We start from the raw sequence: 21,997 nt of genomic DNA on the forward strand, positions 1-21,997 counted from the left end.
GTGCGGCGTGCGGCACTCGCTGAGGGGGACGACGGTCCGCGGTGCGCCCCGCAGCGGCGCACCGCGGACCGTCGTGTGTCCGGCCGACATATGGCCTACCTCCATGTGTCCGCATATGGCCGACCTCTATGTGTCCGGCCTATATATGTCTGTCCGGGCCCCTCCGCCCTCCCCCCATTGGTGTACTCCACTGACGCCCCGCAGGCCCGGACACCACCGCCACGAAACTCCTCGCATCCCCTGTTGACATGGGAAATCCCATCCTCTGGGCATGATTGACGGATCGTCGGCCAGCCGGTACCACTGACGCACGCCCGGCCCCGCACGGTTCATGACAATCCCACCGTCCCAGGAGGCTGCATTGCGAGGATCCTCGACCGACCCCACCCGCTCTCCCGGACACAGACGCACGCGCCGGTCCGCCGGCGCGCTCGCCACCGCCGCCCTGCTGCTGCCCCTGCTGGGCGCGGCCCCCTCGGAGAGCTCCACCGACTCCTCCGACACCACCCTCCAGCGGGCGTTCGCGTCGGCGTCCGCTCAGTACCACGTGCCGCAGACGGTTCTGCTGGCCGTCTCCTACCTCCAGTCCCGCTGGGACACGCACGGCGGAGCGCCGAGCGTGACCGGCGGCTACGGCCCGATGCACCTCACGGACGCCCGCACCGCCCTCGCCGCGACGGAGCACCTGAGCGAGGGCACCGAGGACGCCCGCGGCGACAGCGCCCGCCCGGCCCTGCACCCCACCACGCAGATCCCGGCGGAGTCCCAACTCCCGGCCCGCCTCAAGACGTTGGCGAAGGCGGCCGAGCTGACCGGCCTTCCGGCGACCGACCTGCGTACCGACGAGACCGCCAACGTGGCCGGCGGTGCCGCACTGCTGGCCGACGCCCAGAAGAACCTCGGTGAGTCGCTGAGCCAGGACCCGGCCGACTGGTACGGCGCGATCGCGCGCTTCTCCGGCGCGGACGACACGGCGACGGCGGCCTCGTATGCCAACGATGTCTACGACGTGATCCACACCGGCGAGGCGCGCACCACGGACGCCGGGCAGCAGGTCACCCTGGCCGCCCGACCGGACCTCGCGCCCGACACCGCGCAGCTGAAGCAGGCAGGGTTGCGCACGGTCTCCGCCGACGGCACGGAGTGCCCCAAGAAGGTGTCCTGCGAGTGGATCCCGGCGCCGTACTCCGAGTTCGGGGACAACGACTACGGCAACCACGACCTGGGCGACCGGCCCGCGTCGCAGAGCATCAAGTACATCGTCATCCATGACACGGAAGGCCAGTGGGACGGTGTCCTGAACCTGGTCCAGGACCCCACCTATGTGTCGTGGAACTACACGATCCGCTCCACCGATGGGTTGATCGCCCAGCATGTGAAGGCCAAGGACGTGGCCTGGCACGCGGGCAACTGGTACATCAACGCCAAGTCGATCGGCATCGAGCACGAGGGCTTCCTCGCCGCGCCGGACGCCTGGTACACGGAGGCGATGTACCGCTCGTCGGCGCGGCTGGTGTCGTACCTGACCAAGAAGTACGGCATCCCGCTGGACCGGCAGCACATCCTCGGCCACGACAACGTGCCGGGCCCGACCACGTCCACGGTCCCCGGAATGCACACGGACCCGGGCCCGTACTGGGACTGGGCGCACTACTTCGACCTGCTGGGCCACCCCGTCAAGCAGACCGCGAGGAAGAGCGGCGGCCTGGTGACGATCCGCCCCGACTACGCCGGCAACCAGCCGGTGTACACGGGCTGCGTCACCGCCGGACAGCCGTGCGCGGTGCACGGGTCGAGCGAGGTCCGGCTGTACTCCGGGCCCGGCGAGACCTACCCCCTGATCAAGGACATCGGCCTCGGGACGACCCCGACGACCGGCGTCAACGACCTCTCCTCACGGGTGTCCACCGGGCAGCAGTACGCGGTGGCCGACCGTTCCGGGGACTGGACGGCGATCTGGTACCTGGGTCAGGAGGCCTGGTTCAAGAACCCGAAGAAACACCCCACCGCCGTGAAGGCGGCGGGCCTGGTGGTGACGCCGAAGGAGGGTGTGGACAGCGTCCCGGTGTACGGCCGCGCCTACCCGGAGGCCTCGGCCTATCCGACGGGAGTGCCCGTCCAGACGGTGTCCCCGCTGCCGTACAAGCTGCTCACGGGCCAGAAGTACGTGGTCGGTGACCAGGTGCCCGGCGAGTACTACTACGCGGTCACCTTCACCACCGACTCGCACAAGGTCGTCGTAGGAAAGGATCTCTACTACGAGATCCAGTACGGCCACCGCGTGGAGTTCGTGCGGGCCGCCGACGTGACGGTGGAGCGGTCAGGCCGGTAGCCGTGCCTCAGCCCTGCTGGAACAGTTCCGCCGGGAGCGGTTTCAGCAGGGCGTAGAGGTCGTCCGTGATGGGGCGGTCCCAGGCGGCGATGGTGACCAGGACGTTGTCGCTGCGGTCGAACTGGACGCAGGAGATCCGGCTCTCGGAGAGCTTGAGGCGACGCACGATCAGCAGGTTGTCGCCCTGCATCACCGGCATGTCCTCGGTGCCTACGACGGTCACCTCCTCGTCGTTCTCCAGCGCGAGGAGCAGTTGGGCGACCTCGAAGGGGATCTCGTCCTCGGCGATGTCACGGGCCGGGGAGCCCTCCGGCAGATTGCCGATGACCATCGCGGGGCCGCGGCCGCCGAACAGGTCGTACCGCAGGAACACACCCTGGCAGGAGCCGTCGGGAGCGGGCAGCAGACCGGCGCCCAGGTTGCCGGGCCAGTCGCCCGGGTCCATGGCCAGCACATCGAATTCGGGGCCGGCGGGGGTGGCGCTGCGGCGGCGGAGGAACGACATGTCGCAATGGTACGCGGTGCCGTTCGGCGATGTGCGCGAGGTCACGTGGGTTCCGGATGCGTTGTCGGGTGCGGGTGCATGGGGACTGAGCGCGCAGTTCCCCGCGCCCCTAGGGAACTCGGCCTTCCGAAGGTTGAATCAGTGCCGTTTCCAGGCCTGTGTGGTCCGTGCCCAGTTTTCGGTAGGTCGCTGAGAGGAGGCGTACTGCCGTCTGCTCGTCCATGTGGAGTTCTACGGCTATCTCGTGGTCCGTGCTGCCGTGGGCGGCCAGGGTCGCGGCTGCGCGTTCTTGGGAGGTGAGGGTGTCTGTTTCGGTGCTGTGGAGGCGGCGGGGACGTAGGCCCGCTGCCTCCAGTTCGGCGCGGGTCGTGTCCGCGAGGCCGTCGGCGGCGCACTGGACGGCAGCGTCGAGGCCTCGGTAGAGGAGGTCGCCGGCTTCCCTGGGCCTGCCGACTCGGCGGAGTTCGGTGCCGAGGGCGACGAGGGCGCAGGCCAACTCGTAGGCGGCCGGGGAGCGTTCGAGGTGGGTGACGGACTCTTCCAGGAGTTTGGCGCGGGCCGAGCCGGAGGAGACCTCGGCGGCGATGCGCAGGGCCTGGCCGATGGCGGACGGGGTGCCGAACTGCCGGGCGCGGGCGACCGCTTCGTGGGCGGTGGCGACGGCGCGCTCGGGGGTGTCGTGGCGTTCGGCGCGGGCGAGGTGGAGCTGCCAGGGGCACCAGGCGGGGTTGCGGATGCCACGCGGGTCCAAACGGCGGCCGGCGGAGGCCAGTTCGGCGGCGGCCTCCTTGGTGAGGCCGCGGGCCAGCAGCAGTTCGCCGTACACGGTCTGGGCGTCCGGGAAGACGACGGCGGCCGGGAAGGGCTCCGCGAAGTCGTGGTCCTCGGCGAGGTGTACGGCCTCCGCGACCCGGCCGCGGGCCAGCAGGACCTCGATGAGGATGCCGGTGCCGTACCAGTAGACGGGGGTGCCGGGCCCGACTCGTTCGGCGAGGCGCAGTCCCGCGCGGGCGAAGTCCTCGGCCTCGGCGAGCCGGCCGCGCCGGTAACGGAGGTAGCCGAGGAAGGTGTACCCGAAGGACAGGTGCGCGCCGCGCCAGCCCTGCTGTTCGAAGTCGGCGATGCCGGTGGCGAACAGTTCCTCCGCGCGGCCCGGTCGGTCGCAGTACATGAAGGTGAGGGCGACCAGCACCGGCACCTCGAAGCCGCGGTCGGCCTCCGCCCAGCCGAGGCCACCGTCCAGTGCCCGCTCGGCATGGTGCAGGGCCACATGTGCGGGTTCACCACGGAGTACGGCGTCCCAGGTGCGCAGGCCGATGATGTACCGCTCGGTGAGGTCGCGGCCCTTGAGGCGGTCGGCGAGTTTGGTGAGGCGGCGGGAGCGCGAGGGGTGGTCGGGTTCGTCGGCGCGGAAGGCGTCCCACATGAACTGCTCGGAGAGCATGCGCAGTTTGACCCGGGCGTCGTCGGTGACGCGGATCTCGCGGGCGAGGGTGTCGGAGGCCTCGGCGAGGCGGTCGCTGTGGGCGAGGACCTGGGAGAGGCGGTAGACGATGTTCTGCCGCAGGCCCGCGTCGCTGATCGGCTCTTCGAGGGCGGCCCTCAGATGGTTGACGGTGGTCGCCGGTTCGGTGAGCAGGGAGGCGCTGCCCAGTTCGTACAGGACGGCGGCCCGGTCGTCGAAGGGCGGGGGTTCGCGCAGGGCGCGGGCGAGGTAGCTGCGGGCCGTGTCGGGGGCGCCCGCGCGCAGGGTCTCGCCGGCCGCCGCGCGCAGTTGCTGGACCACCCAGTTGTCGCCGTCGGGGTGGGTCTCCATGAGGTGGCGGGCGGCGGCGGAGGGTCCCTGACCTTCGTTGATGACGCACCAGGCGGCCTGGCCGTGCAGGGCCACGCGAACGCCGGCGGGGATGGCCCGGTAGACGGCGGTGGCGATGAGCGGGTGCACGAATTCGAGCCTGCCCGCGGCAGTGAGCGTGCCGGTGAGGATGCGGGCGCCGCGCAGCGCGTCGAGGGCGTCGGCCGCCTCCTCGTGGCCGAGTCCGGCGACGGCGGCGGCGAGCATCGGATGGGTCTCGGTGCCGAGGACCGCGCAGGCCCAGGCGAAACGGACGGTCGAGGTGCCGAGGCGTTCGAGGCGGGTGGTGAGGCCGCTGCCCTTGACGGCGGCGGCGAGGTCGCGCAGTTGGTCGGCCCCGGCCTCGGTGGGGGTCAGGCCCCGGTCGTGGATCTTGGCGGTGAGCTCGACGGTCTCGAAGGGGTTCCCGGCGGTGACGGCCCAGCACTCGTGGCAGAACGCGTCGTCGGCGTGCTCGCCCAGCGCCTCCCGCACCAGGTCGGCCACGGCGGCGACGCTGAGCGGTTCGAGGTCGAGGGGGCGTCCGCCGGCCCTGCCGGGCAGTCCCCTGAACGACTCGGCGTGGTCGGGGAGTTCGTCGGGCCGGTAGGCGACCACGACCAGCAGCGGGAGTTGCTCGGCGCGGGGCGCGAACGCGGCCAGCCAGCCCAGGGATTCTGGGTCGGCCCAGTGCGCGTCGTCGAGGACGAGGACCATCGGGGCACGCTTCACCGCGAGGTGGGTGAGTACCCAGTCGAGCCCGTCGCGCAGACCCTGCTGGTCGGGCGGGGAGCCTTCGGTGGGCGCGCGCAGACCGAGGGCGGGGCCGACGATGTCGTACCAACTGCCCAGTGAGGAACGGAGATCTGCGTCGGCCGAGCCGGCGAACTGCGGCTGCAGCAGTTGTCGGGCGACGTGGAAGGCGACGCGCTGTTCCTGGTCGCCGCCTCGCGCGGACAGCACGGTGCAGCCCTGGGCGGCGGCGCGACGGCGCGCTTCGGTGAGGAGGGTGGTCTTGCCGATGCCGGCGCGTCCCGCGAAGGCGAGCAGGGCACCGCGCCGCCGGTCGCCCGGTTCGCCGCCGTCCGTGCGCAGACCGGTGAGTTCGCCCAACGCCTCGTCCACGGCGGCGAGTTCACTCTCCCGTTCGAAGAGTGTCCTTCTGCTGCGTGCACTCCGCTGCCCCATGCCATACCCCCTGCCACGGTCGTGCGCCCGCGCAAGAAGCGAACGCGCACCGTGAGCTACAGGGACCTCAGCGTACGCTTCCCGAGGGTCGCGCGACCCGGTACTCGACGAAGGCGTACCGGCCGGTTCTCCGGACCACCGTCCATCAGTTCTGGAGGAGAACGTCGATGGACGATCTACGGCAACTGCTGCCTGACCTGGGGGTCTTCGCGGGTCAACTGCCGTTCCTCGACCCCTTGGTGGCGCCGGACACCCCGGCCGGGTTGTTCACGCAGTGGCTGCTGGGGGCGCTGGTGGCCGGTATGCGCGAGCCGCGCGCGATGACTGTCTCGACGGCCGGCGCCGATGGCAACCCGACGGCACGGACCTTGATCCTCAAGGGCGTTGGGGCCGACGGCCGGCGGTTCGCGTCGGACGGCGGCAGCGCCAAGGCCCGCGATCTCGTCCAACGCCCTTTCGCCGCCCTGCCGTTCTACTGGTCGCCGCTCGCCCGCCAGGTCCGGGTACGCGGTCCCGTCGTGGCGGCGGGCGAGGGGGACAGCGCGGCGGACTTCCTGGCGCGCGGCGCCGGCGCCCGCGCGGAGGCACTCCTCGGCCGCCAGTCGCAGCCCCTCGCGGACCTCGCCGAACGGGACGCCGCCGTCAAGGAGTCACCGGAGCGACTTGAGGACGAACCGGACCTCGCGGCCCCCGGCTGGACCCCGCACACCGTGCGGCCGGAGTCGGTGGAGTTCTGGCAGGGCGACAGGGAACGACGGCATACGCGGCTCGTGTGCGTCCGTGAGGGCGAGGGCCGGCGCAAGCAGTTGCTGTGGCCGTGAGCGGTAACTCACTTACAGGACAAGCAACTTCACCCCGACATCGGCGGCAACCCCTCGTGGACGAATCTCACTCCTCCAACGCCGTCGGCGGCACCACCGCGACCGGACTCGCCGCGTGCAGCAGGACCGCCTGGGTGACCGAGCCGAGCAGCCGGGCCGGGGACAGCAGGCGGCGGCGATGGCGGCCCACGACGACCAGGTCGGCGTCCTTGGAGGCCGCGACGAGGTGGCCGGCCGCGTCGCCCGGGGCGACGTACGGCTCGGTGGGGACGTCCGGGTGGTGTTCGCGGTGCGGGGCGAGAAGGGCCTCGGTGAGGGTGCGGGTCTCGTTCTCGATGGCGTCCTGGTCGATGACCGGCGGGACGAGTTCGCCGGGGGACGCCCAGGACTGCGGCGGCCACGGGTAGGCGGCGACGACCTGGAGGCGGGCTCCGCGCAGGGCGGCCTCGGCGAAGGCGAAGGCGAGGGTGGTCTCGTCGGGGCTGTCCACGTGCAGGCCGACTACCACCCGGGGGCCGGGTTCGGGTTCAGCCGGAATCGCGCCGTGGACCTCGCGGCCGGGCCGGGGCACCACGACGACGGGGCAGTCGGCGTCGCGGGCGGCGGCCATGCCGTTGGAGCCGAGCAGCAGGCTGGCGAAGCCGCCGCGGCCCCGGGAGCCGAGCACCAACAGCTGTGCGGTGGAACCGAGTTCGGGCAGTACGGCGCCCGGCGCGCCCTGCAGCCCGAGGTACTCCATGACCGGCCGGTCGGCACGTCCTTCGAGATACGTACGGACCTGGTCGAGCACCTCGTCCTCGTCCGGGTCCGGCGGTCCGTCGACCAGGACGCCGGGCGGTGTCCAGGCGGCGGCGTACTGCCACACATGGACGACCCGCAACGGCGCCCCGCGTCCACGGGCCGCGTCGAGGGCCCAGTCCAGGGCGCGCAGGCTGTCGTCCGAACCGTCGACCGCCGCGATGACCGGCAGGGTGCTCATGGGTTCCTCACCTCCGGAGTAACGGGGACCTTCCCCCTCTGGGGCCAGCCTCGCTCAGGCATCGGCTCCAGAAGGGTTCTCAAGGTCGCGTGTCCGGAAAATCAGGTGGGACACCCTTCAGGGCGGGTGGGACACCCTTCAGGTCAGGTCGAACTCCCCCTCCCGCGCCCCCGACACGAACGCGCCCCATTCCGCGGGCGTGAAGATCAAGGAAGGGCTTTCCGGGCGGCCGCTGTTGCGCATCGCGATGAATCCCTCGACAAAAGCGATCTGGACATCCCCCCGCCCACGGCTGCCTGAGTGCCAATCGGCGTCACTGAGGTCCAGCTCCGGCTTGTCCCAGCCGGCAAGCGGGTGCTGCTGGATGGTGCTCTCGGCCACGTCCGTGCTCCTCCCGATTCGTCGTCCGCGGCCAGCCTAGCGATCGGTTTCTGATGCCAACAGGCCACGTGAGGGGGACCTTTCAGGAGGCGGGGGGTTCGCTGCCCACGAGCCACATCGAGAAGAACTGGGATCCGCCGCCGTAGGCGTGCCCGAGAACCCGTCGGGCCCCTTCCACCTGGTGTTCTCCGGCTTGGCCGCGAACCTGGAGGGCGGCCTCCGCGAAGCGGATCATGCCGGAGGCGCCGATCGGATTGGTCGACAGAACACCCCCTGACATGTTCACGGGAAGGTCGCCGTCCAGCTCGGTCACGCCCGATTCGGTGAGTTTCCAGCCCTCCCCCTCCTCGGCGAATCCGAGGTTCTCCAGCCACATGGGCTCGTACCAGGAGAACGGCACGTACATCTCCACGGCGTCGATGTCCCGGCGCGGGTCGGCGATCCCGGCCTGCCGGTACACGTCGGCCGCGCAGTCCTTGCCGGCCTGTGGCGACACACAGTCCTTTCCGGCGAACAGTGTGGGTTCGCTACGCATGGCGCCGCCATGCATCCAGGCCGCCGGACGTGGTGCGCGGGCCGCTCCCGCGCGGTCGGTCAGGACCATCGCGCAGGCGCCGTCCGAGGAGGGGCAGGTCTCCGAGTAGCGGATCGGGTCCCAGAGCATCGGCGAGGCCTGGACCTTCTCCAGGGTGATGTCGTGCTCGTGGAGATGCGCGTACGGGTTCTTCAGCGCGTTGCGCCGGTCTTTGTACGCCACCAGGGAGCCGACTGTGTCGGGTGCTCCGGTGCGCCGCATGTAGGCGCGCACGTGCGGCGCGAAGAACCCGCCCGCACCTGCCAGCAACGGCTGCTGGAAGGGAACTGGCAGGGACAGCCCCCACATGGCGTTCGACTCGGACTGCTTCTCGAAGGCGAGGGTGAGGACCGTGCCGTGCACGCGAGCGGCGACGAGGTTGGCCGCGACCAAGGCGGTCGACCCACCCACTGACCCGGCGGTGTGCACCCGCAGCATGGGCTTCCCTACGGCGCCCAGCGCGTCGGCGAGATACAGCTCGGGCATCATGACGCCCTCGAAGAAGTCGGGCGCCTTGCCGATGACGACGGCGTCGACGTCGGCCCACGTCAACTCGGCGTCGTCCAGCGCCCGTTGAGCCGCCTCCCGCACCAGTCCCGCGATCGACACGTCCCGCCGCGCGGCGACGTGCTTGGTCTGGCCGATCCCTACGACGGCCACGGGCTCCTTGCTCATCGCGGATCCCCTTCGAGTACGGCGACCAGGTTCTGTTGCAGACAGGGACCGGAGGTGGCGTGGGCGAGCGCCCGATCGGACTCGCCCCGGTGGATGCGGGCGGCGGCCTCGCCGACGCGGATGAGCCCGGCGGCCATGACGGGGTTCGCGGCGAGGGCTCCGCCGGACGGGTTGACGCGCACGTCGTCGCCGAGCCGCAGCGCCTTGCACAGGACGACCTCCTGCGCGGTGAAGGGCGCGTGCAACTCGGCGGTGTCGACGGGCCGTTCGAAGGCGCCGGCCTTCTCGGCGGCGAGCCGGGTGGACGGCGAGTCGGTCAACTCCCGTACGCCCAGGCCGTGCGCCTCGATGCGGTGGTCGATCCCCTTGATCCAGGCGGGCCGTTCACACAGTTCGCGGGCCCGGTCTCCGGCCGCGAGGATCACGGCGGCGGCGCCGTCACCGACCGGCGGACAGTCGCCGGTGCGCAGCGGCCGAACGACATAGTCGCCCTGCGGTACCGAACCCCTCACTTGGGCATGGGAGTTGGCGCTCGCGTCCGTCCGGCTGCGGGCCGCCACTGCGGCGAGCGCGGGTTCGTCGGTGTCGCCCGCGTCGATGAGGGCCTGGGCCTGGAGGGCGGCCAGGGCTACGGAGTCCGGCCAGAGGGGGGCGACGTAGTACGGGTCGAGCTGGCGGGTCAGGACGTCGCGTACGGAGCCGGGGGACGACTTGCCGTACGAGTACACGAGCGCGGTGTCGGCGTCGCCGGTCAGGAGCTTGGTCCACGCCTCGTAGAGCGCCCAGGCGCCGTCCATCTCGACGTGCGACTCGGAGATCGGCGGCCAGGCGCCGACGCCGTCGAGGGCGAGGGTGAAGGAGAAGGCGCGGCCGGCGAGGTAGTCGCTGGAGCCGGAGCAGGTGAAGTCGATGTCGGCGGTCTTCAGGCCGGTCTGTTCGAGGACGCCGTGCAGGACCGGCATGAGCATCTCCACCTCGGAGAGCTCGTCGGTGGTGCGCCGGTGGTCGGTCTGCGCGAAGGCGACGACGGCGATCTCCCGTATCACAGCAGCTCCTTGTAGACGTCGTAGTCCGCGTCGGGCTCGCCGGTCGGCCGGTAGTGGTCCGGATAGCGGCTGCCCTCGCTCCACACCGCCTCGACGCGCAGTCCCATGCGCACCTGGTCGTAGGGGATGCCGCCGACCCGTCCGTGCAGCGCGAGGTCGGCGCCGTCGAGGGCGATGTGCGCGTAGACGTACGGCACCTCGATGTCGAGGTTCTTCGCCTTGATGTTGACGATGCAGAACGTGGTCACTGTGCCGCACGGACCCACTTCGACATGTTCCGCTGTGGCGACACCGCATGTGGGGCACGCACCCCTCGGCGGGACGTACACCTTGCGGCAGGAGGGGCAGCGTTCGCCGACGGTGCGTTGTTCGGAGAGCGCGTGGATGTAGTCGGTCTGGGCGCGGCCGGGCGAGTAGACGTAGTCGAGACGCGCGGGGGCCACGATGCCGGTGACCATGTCCTCGAACTCGCCTGTGTGGGCGGCAGGTTGACGTTCTCCGTCGCCTTCGCCTCCGTCCTCGTACGGCTCGAAGCAGGCGATGTCTGTGATGGCACCGGTGCGTTCCTCGGCCCACCGAACACGGACGCGCATGCCGGTGTGCACGGCGTCGGGGCCGGGGGCGTCAAGGGCGTGCAGGAGGGCGGTGTCGGCACCGTCGAGTCGGACCAGGACCCAGGCGAAGGGAGTGCCGAGGGGCTGACCGCGCCGGGGTTCGTGGTTCCAGGCCCAGGTGGTGACCGTGCCGGTGGCGGCGACCTCGACGAGATCGCGGATCTCCTCGGCGGTAACGGGGTCGTACTCGACAGGCGGCACGAGGGTGCGCCCGTCACCGGTCTTCACCCCGAGGACGACACGTTCACGCAGACCAGTGAGAAAGGCACTCTGAACGGGGCCGAGGGAGCGAGTGAAGGGGAATTCAAGAACCAGGGGAGCTTTGAGGACTTCGGGCATCGGGGGCTTGCCTCCTTCAGAGCAGGGTCAGTGGGTCGCGCCCCAAAGGGGCGCGGGGAACTGCGCGACCAGCCACAACGAGCCCGCAGACAAAATCCGGCCGACCAGCGGAGCACCTACGCCCGCCTATAAGCAGCCGGCCGCTTCTCCGCAAAGGCACGGGCCCCCTCCTTCGCATCGGCGGTGTCAAAGATCGGCCAGCCCCTCTTGAGCTCAGCGGCGAGCCCCTCCGTCTCGGTCAGCTCCGCCGTCTCATACACCGACGCCTTGACCGCCTCGACCGCCAACGGCGCACACCCGTTGACGAGTTCGGCGATCTCCAGCGCCTTGGCAAGCGCCGTACCGTCCGGCACGACATGTCCGACGAGACCGACGTCCGCCGCCTCCCGCGCGCTGTACGGCCGCCCGGTGAGCAGCATCTCCAAGGCATGCGTACGCGGAATCTGCCGCTGGAGCCGAACAGTTGAGCCGCCGATCGGGAACAGCCCGCGCTTGACCTCGAACAGGCCGAACGTCGCGGACTCCCCCGCGACCCGGATGTCGGTGCCCTGGAGGATCTCCGTACCGCCGGCCACGCAGTACCCCTCGACGGCGGCGATCACCGGCTTGCGGGGCCGGTGGTGGCGCAGCATCGCCTTCCAGTGCAGATCAGGGTCGGCGGCAAGCCGTTCGCGGTACTGCTGCCCCTCCATGCCCTTGCCGGCCAGGGCCTTGAGGTCCATGCCCGCGCAGAACGCGCCACCGGCGCCGGTCAGCACGATCGAGCGGATCGCGTCGTCCGCGTCGGCCTCGACCCAGCCGTCGTAGAGCCCGACCAGCATCGGCAACGAGAGCGCGTTCTTGGCCTCGGGCCTGTTGAGCGTGAGCACCAGTGTGGCGCCTTCGCGCCGCACGGTCAGGTGTTCCGTACCGCCCATTGCCGTCCTCCCGTCGCCGTATCGCCTCCGGAACGAGAACAGGTTGCAGGAGGTGCCCTGCCAGTACAAGGGGTTTCTGACACTCAGTCAGATTTCTTCTGCGCGGACCCTTCACAGTTGCCGCGCCCTTTGCTCTGATGACCGGCGAACCGACGTCAGGAGGAGTGGTGGAGTACAACATTGCCGACCTGTTCGAGTCGGTCGTCGACGTGGTCCCGGACCGCGAGGCGCTCGTGTACATCGACCACCCGGGCACGGGCGCGGAACGCCGCCTGACCTACACGGAGTTGGACGCGGCCGCGAACCGCATCGCCCATCATCTGATCGACACCGGGATACGCCCGGGTGAGCACCTCGGGCTCCATCTCTACAACAGCGTCGAGTACTTGCAGACGGTGCTGGGCTGCCTCAAGGCGCGGGTCGTACCCGTCAACGTCAACTACCGCTACGTCGAAGAGGAGTTGGTGTACCTCTACCGCGACGCCGATCTCGTGGCGCTCGTCTTCGACACGGAGTTCACCGAGCGGGTGGCGGCCTCGCTGCCGCGTGTGGAGCAACTGCGGCACCTGGTACGGGTGGGAGCGGCGCCGGCGGACGGGCCGGACGTACCCGCCGTGGCCTTCACGGACGCGGAAGCCACCGGGTCTCCCGAGCGCGGGTTCCCGGCGCGGTCGGCGGACGACCAGTTCATCATCTACACCGGCGGCACGACCGGGATGCCCAAGGGCGTGATGTGGCGCCAGGAGGACCTGTTCTTCTCCGGGCTCGGCGGCGGCGCGCCGACCGGTGAACCGGTGAAGAAGCCCGAGGAGTTGGCCGAGCGGGTCGCGGCCGGCGGGGCGGGGATCACCTTCTTCCCCACTCCCCCGCTGATGCACGGCACCTCCACGCTCACCGCGTTCATCGGCTTCAACTTCGGCCAACGCATCGTGATCCACCGCAAGTTCGTGCCCGAGGAGGTGCTGCGGACCGTCGAGAGGGAGAAGGTCACCAGCATGTCCCTGGTCGGCGACGCGATGCTTCGCCCGCTGATCGACGCCCTCAACGGCCCCATGAAGGGCACCGATTGCTCGTCGATGTTCAGCGTCTCGTCGTCGGGCGCGATCATGTCGGAGACGGTGCGCGCACAGTTCCAGGCACTCGTCCCGAACACGATGCTCCTCAACAACTTCGGCTCGTCCGAATCCGGCTTCAACGGGACGGCCACGGCCGACTCGGGCCCCGCACGCGGCTTCCGCGTCCGCGTCAACTCACGTACGCAGGTTGTCGATCCGGCCACGCACGAGCCGGTCGCCGTCGGTGAGATCGGCCGGGTCGCCCAGTGCGGTCACGTACCGCTCGGCTACTACAACGACCCGAGGAAAACCGCCGAGACCTTCTTCGAGAAGGACGGCGAGCGGTGGGTCCTGCTGGGCGACATGGCGACCGTGGACGAGGAGGGCGTCGTCACGGTCCTCGGCCGTGGCTCCCAGTGCATCAACACCGGTGGGGAGAAGGTGTATCCGGAGGAGGTCGAGCAGGCGCTCAAGTCGCATCCGGATGTCTACGACGCGCTGGTGGCCGGGGTGCCGGACGTGCGGTGGGGCAACCATGTGGCCGCCGTCGTACAACTGCGCGTGGGTGCGGAACAGCCATCCCTGGACGACATTCAGACGCACTGCCGCACCCACCTCGCCGGGTACAAGATCCCGCGCCAGTTGGTGATCGCGGAGTCCATCCAGCGGTCGCCCAGCGGCAAGGCGGACTACCGGTGGGCGCGGGAGGTGGCGGTCTCGGCAGATCGGTGAGTCAGTGCGGACGCCGGATTGAACTGGCGGTAGCGTGCGGCCGTACTGGTGGTGACGGATTTGGTGGCCCGGGCCAGGTCCGCCATGCCGTCACCGGGCTCAGCACGGAAGGACGTTCGGGTGCCGCTCTTCACTCGCTCTCACCCATTGCCGGATCAGAAGGCCTCTGGGGAGACCGACCCGACAGCGGCGACGGAGGCCGCCGCCGAATCGCCCGAACCACAGGAGCCACCCGAGGCGAACGCATCAGCCGAGCCAGCCGACTTGAGCGACGCACCCGACTCGCCAGCCTCTGCCGACGCATCTGAATCTGCCGAGTCGCCCGAATCGACTGAGTCAGCCGAGTTGGCTGAGTCTGCCGAGCCCGCTGACTCTGCCGAACAGTCATCCCAACTCCCGCCCCGCCCGGGTTTGTTCGGCTGGCGCCGTCGTTACCCGCGCACCTCACGTGCCGTTGGGGTGGGCATGAGTGTGCTGGCCGGTGCGCTGCTGCTCGTCGCGCTCGTCGTGCCCGACCGCCTCGACCGGATGACGTTCCAGTCGTTCCTCCGCCTCCCCGTGGAACTGATCGTCCTCGCGGTCGTGCTGCTCGCGCTGCCGTCGAGGGCCCGGCGGATCACTGCCGTGATCCTGGGTGCGTTCGTCGGGCTGTCCACCGTCCTGAAGTGCCTCGACATGGGCTTCTACGAGACCCTGGCGCGGCCGTTCGACCTGGTCTTCGACTGGGTCCTGTTGAGCGACGCGGCGGACTGGATGAAGGACTCGTTCGGTCGCTCGGGCGAGGTGCTCGCGATCATCGGCGTGATCGTCCTGCTGGTCGGCGTGCTCATCGCGAGCGCACTCGCGATGGTGCGGCTGGCGGACGTACTGGCCACGCACCGCCCCATGGCCGTACGCACCACACTTGTCCTCGGTGTTGTGTGGATCATGTGCTTCACCCTGAGCGTGCAGGTCGGTGGTGTCACGCTCGCCACCAAGGGCTACAGCCAGTTCCTCAGCAACCGTGTGCAGTACGTCCGCGACGGTCTGGGAGACGCCGACGTCTTCAAGAAGCAGCTCACCGTCGACGCCTTCGCGAAGACCCCGCCCAACCAGCTCCTGACCGGACTGCACGGCAAGGACGTGCTGTTCACCTTCATCGAGAGCTACGGCCGGGTCGCGCTCGACGACCCGACGATGGCGCCGGAGATGGACAAGACGCTCACGGCGGGCGACGCCAGGCTCAAGTCCGCCGGCTTCTCGTCGCGCAGCGCGTGGCTCAGGTCGCCCGTGACGGGCGCCGGCAGCTGGCTCGCCCACTCGACGTTCCTGTCCGGCCTGTGGATCAAGAACCAGCAGCGGTACCGGACCGTGACGACCAGCACCCGCGCGACCCTCACCAGCTACTTCCAGAAGACCGGCGCCTGGCGCACCGTCGGCATCGTCCCCGGCGTGCGCAAGTCCTGGCCCGAGGGCAAGTACTTCGGCCTCGACAACATCTACGACTCCACCCATCTCGGCTACCAGGGCCCGTACTTCAGCTGGACGCCGGTGCCGGACCAGTTCAGCCTGGAGTCCTTCGAGAAGCTGGAGTACGGCAAGAAGAACCGCGACCCGATCATGGCGGAGATCATCCTGGCCTCCAGTCACAACCCCTGGTCCCCCATCGCCCACACGATCCCCTGGAACCAGCTCGGGGACGGCACGATCTTCAACCAGATCAAGAAGGAGGGCACGAACCCGACGGAGGTCTGGAAGAGCGCGAAGCGCGTGCGGACCGAGTACCGCAAGGCCATCCAGTACTCCGTGGACAGCCTGACCCAGTGGGTCCAGCGCTACGGCAACAAGAACACCGTCCTCGTCTTCCTCGGCGACCACCAGCCCGTCCCGACGGTCACCGGCGGCACCACCGACAAGGACGTGCCGATCACCATCGTCGCCCACGACCCGAAGGTGCTGGACAAGATCTCCAGCTGGGGCTGGACGGACGGCCTCAAGCCGGCTGACAACGCACCGGTGTTGGGCATGGACAAGTTCCGGGACCGCTTCATGACGGCCTACGCGAAGTGACCTCCTCTCCCACGAGGAACGCTTCTACGACGGCAAGGAACTCCTCCGGCCGGTTCTCGTGCACGAGATGTCCGGCGTCGACGGTCACCAGGCGTGCGTCGGGGATCCGCTCGACGAGCACGGCGACCCTGTCCTGAGGAACCCCGCTGGTGGGGCCACCCGCGATCAGCAGCGTGGGCACGGTGATCCGCCCCATGTGGTCCCACCACATGGGGTCTGGGTCGTTCGCTGTGGCGTCGGTGGCCTCGATCATGGCCCAGTCGAACGGCAGCTCCCCCGCCGGTCGTTCGCTGCGCGGCCGTGGCGGGTCGAAGGCGATCGGCGCCGGCACATCCTCCAGAACCAGCCGCCGTACGACGTCGGGCGCCTCCTGCGCGAGCAGATACGCGACGATGCCGCCGAGGGAGTGTCCGACGACATCGGCGTGTTCGATGCCGAGGACGGTGAGGAGGGCGAGCATGTCGTCCCGCATCGCCTCGTAGGCGTACGCCTCCGCCGTGGCACCCGGCTCGGTGCCGGGCCAGTCGCTGGTTCCGTGGCCACGTAGGTCGGGGGCGTACACGCGGTACGGAACGGGTCCGGTGGCGAGCCGCTCGGCGATCGGCGTCCAGTCGGCGCCGTCGGCGCCCCGGCTGTGGAGCAAGAGAACGGGCGGCGCCTCCTCGGGGCCCCAGACGCGGCAGGCGAGGGTGATGCCGTTCGCCTTGACGGCGCGGAGCTCGATATCCATGCCGGGAACGTAATCGGTGGGCCGCCAAGTCATTCGCCTACTCTGCCGAGGGCAGAGACCCGCTGCTCCCATCGAGGAACGCGGTGACGCGGCGCACGAACCACTCCGGATCGTCGAGCCACGGATAGTGGCCGGCGCCCGGCTGCACCCCCAACTCGGCGTTGCGGAAGACATCGGCGGCGCGACGGGCGAGGTGAGGCCGAGGACCACCGTCCAGCTCACCCGCGAGGACCAGGACGGGTGCGGGCAAGTCCGCGAGGGCGGCCCGGGTGGCGGGCGGGTCGAAGGCGCCCTCGGAGAAGTACAGGTCGGCGGCCTCGTCGTTGCACTGCTCGTCGGCGAGCGCGGAGTGTTCCTCGGCGACGCCATCCCACCGGCCGTAGAAGAAGGGCTCGAAGACCGGGTCGAAGTCTCCTTCGCCCGCCAGCCATGCCTCGAACGCCGGGTACGCGCCCTCGAACCACGGCTCGCCCTTCCGTAGCCGTGCGGCGGCGAGTCGGTGCTCGGCCGTGGCCGGCATGCCCAGTGCCCAAGGGGTGGCGGTGATGAGTGTCAGCCGTGCGACTCGCTCGGGAAACCGGGCCGCGTACAGCATCGCGAGGCTGCCGCCCGCCGAGTGCGCGAGCACGTCCATGTGCTCCAACCCCATGTGGGCGCGCAACACTTCCACGTCATCGACCAGCCGGTCGCAACGGTACGACGTCCGGTCGGCCGGCACCGCGGAGTCGCCGGTGCCCCGGAGATCGAGCAGGATCAGGCGACGGTGTGCGCCCAGTCCGCCCAGGTCGCCAAGATAGGTGGAGGCCCGCATGGGCCCTCCAGGCAGGACGACCAGCGGCTCGCCCTCGCCCCGGACGTGGTAGGCGAGTTCGGTGCCGTCGGTGGCGGTGAAGGTCGGCATGCGGCCGATCCTCACCGCCAACCACACCCCACCGCAAGGCAGTTCCTCAGGTCTCCTCGTTTCCTCAGAGGGCCTTGGCTATTCCGAGAAGCGGAACGGAAACCTGCACCGGCCGCGCACTACCACCGGGTCTCCAGCGTGTCTTCTACACGTCTGCCCTGATGAGCGTGCGCTCCGACCCCAACTCCCGACCGTCCGACCGCCACAACCAGCGCAGGGAATCGGGAAGCAGGACACCACCATGGTTGGGGCTGTGGCCGCCGTCGCCCAGGACAAGGCGGAAGTCGTAGCCGCCCTCTGCGAGCGCGGCCGCCACGCGCAGGTTGTCGGCGAGCCAGTTCGCCTCGCGCGCGTTCCAGCCCAGGTCGCGATGGCCCGCTTGCATGAAGATGCGCAGCGGCTTACGGGGGACACGGGGAATGATTTCGGGGTACGGGTTGCCGCCTGGCATCTGCGCGAAGCTGGACAGATACCCGATCACCCGGCGGAATTTGTCCGGACGCAGCCACGCCGCGGTAAACGCGCAGTTCCCGCCGCTGCTGCCACCACAGATGCCCCACCGGTCGGGGTCCTCGGCGATCGAGTAGCGCTTCGTGACCTCAGGGATGATCTCGGTCAGGAGAAAACTGACGTACCGATCGTCGTAGGCGTCGTACTCGATATTGCGGTTCTTCGGATCCTCGGCATCGGGGAGGACACCCGGGTCGACGAACACGCCGATGGTGACCGGGATGTCACCGCGATGGACGAGATTGTCCAGAACGATCCCGCCACGGACCTCCCCTTCAGGGTCCAGGTACCACCATCCGTCCTGGAACACCATCAGCGACGCGGGCTCCGAGGCGGCGTACCGCGCGGGTACATGCACCCAGAACTTCCGTGACGTTCCTGGGTAGATGGCGCTCTCGCTCCAGTCGAACTCGATCGTCTCGCCGACGGGCACGCCGGGCTGCACGACTGAGTCGGGACCATGGGCGTAGCGCACATCTGACTGGTGAATCGGAAGCGGCAGGTAGGGCACCTCGATCGTCACGCGGGCCAACCTAGGAGAGATCACGAACGGTCTCAACGGGGTTTATGACCACCCCCGCACGGCTTGACTTCTCCATTGGGAAGCGATGGGGCGGTGGGCCAGCGCCGCGTCGACGATCTGCTCGGCGGAGGCGTCCGCGAGATCGGACGGCGGATGAATGATCAGGTCCGAGGCCGCTGGATGCGCCACGTTCGTCGTGAAGAGGCGGAGGTAGTCCTCGGCGTCCGGGTCGTCGTCCAGGATTCTGCGGACGACTTCGACGAGTTCGTCGCGGGTGACGTCCGGCACGCGCGGATACGCCGGCCGGGCGGCCTCCAGCGCGAACTCCTCCAGCGTCCGCGACCCTGCGTAGCCCAGGAAGTCGGCCGCCGAGCAGTCGTGCCCGTCGCCTCGGCGAACGCAGCCACGGCTTCCGCCGCGGCCGAGCGGTCGGCGCCGTACAAGAGGGTCTCGATCCGCTCTATCTCGCGGCTGAGTTGCTCCACTCGTGCCATGGGCACGGACGGTGGCAGCAGTTCCGGACGGAGATCCACGCGGCCATTCTGCCGGGCGACGTGTCGAGAAAGTGGGGGCAGACCTCTTGCCCCGGTGGGCGGCCGACTGGATTACTGATCCCACACACGTCGACCGAATGATCGGTCGCCCGAAATGGCACGATTGACGAAAGGGTGCTCCGATGGCGGACGCGGCGGAGCTGCTCGACTCGGGGGAACGGCTCGACCAGGACGCACTCAGGACGCTGCAGTTGGAGCGGCTACGGGCCTCGCTCCGGCACGCCTACGCGAACGTGCCCTTCTACCGTCAGTCATTCGACTCGGCCGGAGTGCACCCGGACGACTGCCGCGCTCTCTCCGACCTCGCCCGTTTCCCGTTCACCACCAAGGTGGACCTGCGCGAGAACTACCCCTACGGCATGTTCGCCGTCCCCGAGGACCGTATCCGCCGCATCCACGCGTCGAGCGGCACCACCGGACGCCCCACAGTGGTCGGCTACACAGAGAACGACCTTTCCATGTGGGCGGACATGGTGGCCCGTTCCATCCGCGCCGCGGGCGGACGGCCCGGTGACAAGGTGCATGTGGCATACGGCTATGGGCTGTTCACCGGTGGTCTGGGCGCTCACTATGGTGCCGAACGGCTGGGTTGTACGGTCATCCCCGCGTCCGGCGGTATGACGGCCCGCCAGGTACAGATCATCCAGGACTTCAAGCCCGAGATCATCATGGTCACCCCGTCCTACATGCTCACGCTCCTCGACGAGTTCGAGCGGCAAGGGGTCGATCCGCGCGGCACCTCCCTGCGGGTCGGCATCTTCGGGGCGGAGCCCTGGACCGAGCAGATGCGGCTGGAGATCGAGGAACGGTTCGCGATCGACGCGGTCGACATCTACGGGCTGTCGGAGGTGATCGGTCCGGGTGTCGCGCAGGAGTGCGTGGAGACGAAGGACGGGCTGCACATCTGGGAGGACCACTTCTTCCCGGAGGTCGTCGACCCGATCACGGGTGAGGTGCTACCGGAGGGCGAGAAAGGGGAGTTGGTGTTCACCTCCCTCACCAAGGAGGCCATGCCGGTGATCCGTTACCGCACCCGGGACCTGACACGGCTGCTGCCCGGCACCGCCCGACCCGCCTTCCGGCGCATGGAGAAGGTCACCGGCCGCAGTGACGACATGGTGATCCTGCGCGGGGTGAACCTGTTCCCCACCCAGATCGAGGAGATCGTCCTGCGCACCCCGGGCGTCGCACCCCACTTCCAGCTCCAACTCACCCGCGAGGGCCGCCTCGACGCCCTCACGGTACGGGCCGAGGCCCGCCCCGACGCCACCCCCGAGACCCGGGAGGCGGCGGCCCGCGCCATCACCACGGCCGTGAAGGACGGCATCGGCGTCTCCGTCGCGGTCGAGATCGTGGAACCCGAGTCACTGGAGCGCAGCGTGGGCAAGATCCGCCGCATCGTGGACCTGAGGACGCCCTGAGGCGACTCCCCCAGCCGAAGGACCCACCCGATACGCGCAGTTACCCCAGGCCCAGCAGCTCCGCCAGATTCCCGCCCAGCACCCGGTCACGCACTTCGCCCGGAGCCGTCACCCGTTCCACCGTCGTGCGCGCGACGACGGGGTCTCCGTAGGGCGCGTCCGAGCCGAAGAAGGTGCGGGTGGGGAGTTCGTGGATGGCGAGGCGGACGGCGAAGACGATGTTCGCGGTGGAGAGTTCGAGGTGGAGGTTGGGGGTGGCGCGGGCGATTTCGATCGCCAACATCCAGTGGGCTCCGGCCAGTTGGCTGATCACCAGCGGCACCTTCGGGTAGCGGGCGGCCAGTTCGGCGAGTGTGCGCAGGTCCGCTGCGGTCGTGGGCGCGGCGCCGTGGACGACCACCGGGAGTCCGGTGTGGTCGTGGGCCGCGCGGAGCACCGGTTCGACGAGGGCCGCCCGGTTCGGGAGCGGGGTGAGTTCCCCGATGCCGTACAGCCCGCGGCCGGTCACGTCGCGCTCCACACGGGCCGCGATTTCGGCGTCGGGACGGCCGAGGGGAACGGAGCCGAAACCGAGGAAACGGTCAGGGTGTGCAGCGAGGGCCTCGTCCAACTCCCGCAGCGCCAGGGCGAATCCGTCGTCGCCGGAACCGCCGGCCAACGCCCGTTCCAGTACGCCCATTTCGTGCTGGAGGGAGTCCAGGTCGGTGGCCCGTTCCGGGTGTGCGCGGGTGGGGAACAGCACCGTGCGATCCACACCCGCGTCGTCGAGCGCCAACAGGTGGGCGTCGAGCGGGTCGTGGACATGGCTGTGGGCGTCGAGAATCATGTGCGTCTCCCTGAGCGGGCCGGCCACCCGGCGGAATGCGGGCGGCGGGAGCCAGTGTTGATCCCTGACACCGTTGGAAGGTCAAGTCGGAGAGGGGTGTGTGCCCGTGCTGATCGGGGAACTGGCCGAGCGGACGGGAACCAGCGAGCGCCTGCTGCGCTACTACGAACGGGCCGGGCTGCTACGACCCGAGCGCTTGCCCAACGGCTATAGGGAGTACGCCGATTCGGACACCGCCGCCGTGCTCCGCATCCGCGCGCTCCTCGCCGCCGGGCTGCCCACCCGGGTCATCCGCCAGGTACTGCCCTGCACCACGGACGAGGCCGCCGTACAACCCTGCCCAGGTGTACTCGACGCGCTGCGTGCCCAGTTGAGCGCCCTCGACCGCCGTTCCGCCGAACTCGCAGCAGCCCGTGAGGTGTTGCGGGACACCATCGCGGGAGCGGAGGCCCGCACGGCTCCGGCTCCGACTCCCGGGTGAGAACGCTCAG

General features: G+C 69.7%; 20 protein-coding genes. 6 read left to right on the plus strand and 14 right to left on the minus strand.

Annotated elements, in window-relative coordinates; translation table 11 throughout:
• The first annotated feature begins 361 nt into the window (after nucleotides 1-361).
• Nucleotides 362-2,332, plus strand: coding sequence for an N-acetylmuramoyl-L-alanine amidase (locus tag ACFWP5_RS24225; RefSeq protein WP_384160167.1), 1,971 nt, complete (start codon nucleotides 362-364; stop codon nucleotides 2,330-2,332).
• Nucleotides 2,333-2,339: 7 nt separating this feature from the next.
• Here the strand turns inward: ACFWP5_RS24225 and ACFWP5_RS24230 are convergent, their stop codons facing one another.
• Together ACFWP5_RS24230 and ACFWP5_RS24235 are read right to left on the minus strand one after the other, a co-directional pair.
• Complete coding sequence (locus ACFWP5_RS24230) at nucleotides 2,340-2,837, minus strand: hypothetical protein (protein WP_384160169.1); 498 nt, start codon at nucleotides 2,835-2,837, stop codon at nucleotides 2,340-2,342.
• 109 nt (nucleotides 2,838-2,946) lie between these two features.
• Nucleotides 2,947-5,859, minus strand: a complete 2,913-nt coding sequence (locus ACFWP5_RS24235; RefSeq protein WP_384160172.1) for an ATP-binding protein — start codon at nucleotides 5,857-5,859, stop codon at nucleotides 2,947-2,949.
• 167 nt (nucleotides 5,860-6,026) lie between these two features.
• Between ACFWP5_RS24235 and ACFWP5_RS24240 the strand changes: the two genes are divergently transcribed.
• Nucleotides 6,027-6,680, plus strand: coding sequence for a pyridoxal 5'-phosphate synthase (locus ACFWP5_RS24240; protein WP_384160175.1), 654 nt, complete (start codon nucleotides 6,027-6,029; stop codon nucleotides 6,678-6,680).
• Between the two features lie 67 nt (nucleotides 6,681-6,747).
• Here ACFWP5_RS24240 and ACFWP5_RS24245 read toward each other — a convergent pair whose 3' ends face one another.
• The 6 genes from ACFWP5_RS24245 to ACFWP5_RS24270 all read right to left on the minus strand — a co-directional run bounded on the left by ACFWP5_RS24245 (nucleotide 6,748) and on the right by ACFWP5_RS24270 (nucleotide 12,205).
• Complete coding sequence (locus ACFWP5_RS24245; protein ID WP_384160178.1) at nucleotides 6,748-7,659, minus strand: universal stress protein; 912 nt, start codon at nucleotides 7,657-7,659, stop codon at nucleotides 6,748-6,750.
• A gap of 138 nt (nucleotides 7,660-7,797) precedes the next feature.
• A complete protein-coding gene (locus ACFWP5_RS24250) occupies nucleotides 7,798-8,040 on the minus strand; it encodes a DUF397 domain-containing protein (RefSeq protein ID WP_329243513.1) in 243 nt (80 codons plus the stop codon).
• Between the two features lie 82 nt (nucleotides 8,041-8,122).
• On the minus strand, nucleotides 8,123-9,289 hold the full coding sequence (locus ACFWP5_RS24255) for a thiolase domain-containing protein (protein ID WP_384160181.1): 1,167 nt from the start codon (nucleotides 9,287-9,289) through the stop codon (nucleotides 8,123-8,125).
• Entirely contained in the window at nucleotides 9,286-10,335 is a 1,050-nt protein-coding gene (locus ACFWP5_RS24260) for a thiolase domain-containing protein (RefSeq protein WP_384160184.1), read from the minus strand. The genes ACFWP5_RS24255 and ACFWP5_RS24260 overlap by 4 nt, the downstream gene beginning before the upstream one ends.
• Nucleotides 10,332-11,288, minus strand: coding sequence for a Zn-ribbon domain-containing OB-fold protein (locus ACFWP5_RS24265; RefSeq protein WP_384160187.1), 957 nt, complete (start codon nucleotides 11,286-11,288; stop codon nucleotides 10,332-10,334). Before ACFWP5_RS24265 ends, ACFWP5_RS24260 begins: the two co-directional genes overlap by 4 nt.
• A 116-nt stretch (nucleotides 11,289-11,404) precedes the next feature.
• Nucleotides 11,405-12,205: a crotonase/enoyl-CoA hydratase family protein gene (locus tag ACFWP5_RS24270; protein WP_384160190.1), complete on the minus strand. Its 801-nt coding sequence runs from the start codon at nucleotides 12,203-12,205 to the stop codon at nucleotides 11,405-11,407.
• A gap of 167 nt (nucleotides 12,206-12,372) precedes the next feature.
• On the opposite strand from ACFWP5_RS24270, the gene ACFWP5_RS24275 reads away from it, so the two are divergent.
• Nucleotides 12,373-13,992 (plus strand): acyl-CoA synthetase, encoded by a 1,620-nt coding sequence (locus tag ACFWP5_RS24275; protein ID WP_384160193.1) that lies wholly within the window; start codon nucleotides 12,373-12,375, stop codon nucleotides 13,990-13,992.
• 683 nt (nucleotides 13,993-14,675) lie between these two features.
• On the opposite strand, the gene ACFWP5_RS24280 is transcribed toward ACFWP5_RS24275, so the two are convergent.
• Nucleotides 14,676-14,921, minus strand: a complete 246-nt coding sequence (locus ACFWP5_RS24280; RefSeq protein ID WP_384160196.1) for a hypothetical protein — start codon at nucleotides 14,919-14,921, stop codon at nucleotides 14,676-14,678.
• On the opposite strand from ACFWP5_RS24280, the gene ACFWP5_RS24285 reads away from it, so the two are divergent.
• The gene (locus ACFWP5_RS24285; protein WP_384160199.1) at nucleotides 14,920-16,041 is read left to right on the plus strand and encodes a sulfatase; all 1,122 of its coding nucleotides are present in this window, start codon (nucleotides 14,920-14,922) and stop codon (nucleotides 16,039-16,041) included. The two genes, ACFWP5_RS24280 and ACFWP5_RS24285, sit on opposite strands and share 2 nt — an antisense overlap.
• Here the strand turns inward: ACFWP5_RS24285 and ACFWP5_RS24290 are convergent.
• From ACFWP5_RS24290 to ACFWP5_RS24305, 4 genes are all read right to left on the minus strand, one after another.
• Nucleotides 16,019-16,771: an alpha/beta fold hydrolase gene (locus tag ACFWP5_RS24290; RefSeq protein ID WP_384160202.1), complete on the minus strand. Its 753-nt coding sequence runs from the start codon at nucleotides 16,769-16,771 to the stop codon at nucleotides 16,019-16,021. The two genes, ACFWP5_RS24285 and ACFWP5_RS24290, sit on opposite strands and share 23 nt — an antisense overlap.
• 37 nt (nucleotides 16,772-16,808) lie before the next feature.
• The gene (locus tag ACFWP5_RS24295) at nucleotides 16,809-17,672 is read right to left on the minus strand and encodes an alpha/beta fold hydrolase (protein WP_384160206.1); all 864 of its coding nucleotides are present in this window, start codon (nucleotides 17,670-17,672) and stop codon (nucleotides 16,809-16,811) included.
• Between the two features lie 145 nt (nucleotides 17,673-17,817).
• The gene (locus ACFWP5_RS24300) at nucleotides 17,818-18,705 is read right to left on the minus strand and encodes an alpha/beta hydrolase (protein ID WP_384160209.1); all 888 of its coding nucleotides are present in this window, start codon (nucleotides 18,703-18,705) and stop codon (nucleotides 17,818-17,820) included.
• 42 nt (nucleotides 18,706-18,747) lie between these two features.
• The gene (locus tag ACFWP5_RS24305; RefSeq protein ID WP_384160212.1) at nucleotides 18,748-18,993 is read right to left on the minus strand and encodes a hypothetical protein; all 246 of its coding nucleotides are present in this window, start codon (nucleotides 18,991-18,993) and stop codon (nucleotides 18,748-18,750) included.
• A gap of 388 nt (nucleotides 18,994-19,381) precedes the next feature.
• On the opposite strand from ACFWP5_RS24305, the gene paaK reads away from it, so the two are divergent.
• On the plus strand, nucleotides 19,382-20,680 hold the full coding sequence (gene paaK / locus ACFWP5_RS24310) for a phenylacetate--CoA ligase PaaK (protein ID WP_384160215.1): 1,299 nt from the start codon (nucleotides 19,382-19,384) through the stop codon (nucleotides 20,678-20,680).
• Nucleotides 20,681-20,720: 40 nt separating this feature from the next.
• Here paaK and ACFWP5_RS24315 read toward each other — a convergent pair whose 3' ends face one another.
• Nucleotides 20,721-21,506, minus strand: a complete 786-nt coding sequence (locus tag ACFWP5_RS24315; RefSeq protein ID WP_384160218.1) for an amidohydrolase family protein — start codon at nucleotides 21,504-21,506, stop codon at nucleotides 20,721-20,723.
• A gap of 100 nt (nucleotides 21,507-21,606) precedes the next feature.
• Here ACFWP5_RS24315 and ACFWP5_RS24320 point away from each other — a divergent pair, with 100 nt between their 5' ends.
• A complete protein-coding gene (locus tag ACFWP5_RS24320; RefSeq protein ID WP_384160219.1) occupies nucleotides 21,607-21,987 on the plus strand; it encodes a MerR family transcriptional regulator in 381 nt (126 codons plus the stop codon).
• The last annotated feature ends 10 nt before the right edge of the window (nucleotides 21,988-21,997 follow it).

Source organism: Streptomyces sp. NPDC058469 (assembly GCF_042721125.1).
Taxonomy (GTDB): domain Bacteria; phylum Actinomycetota; class Actinomycetes; order Streptomycetales; family Streptomycetaceae; genus Streptomyces.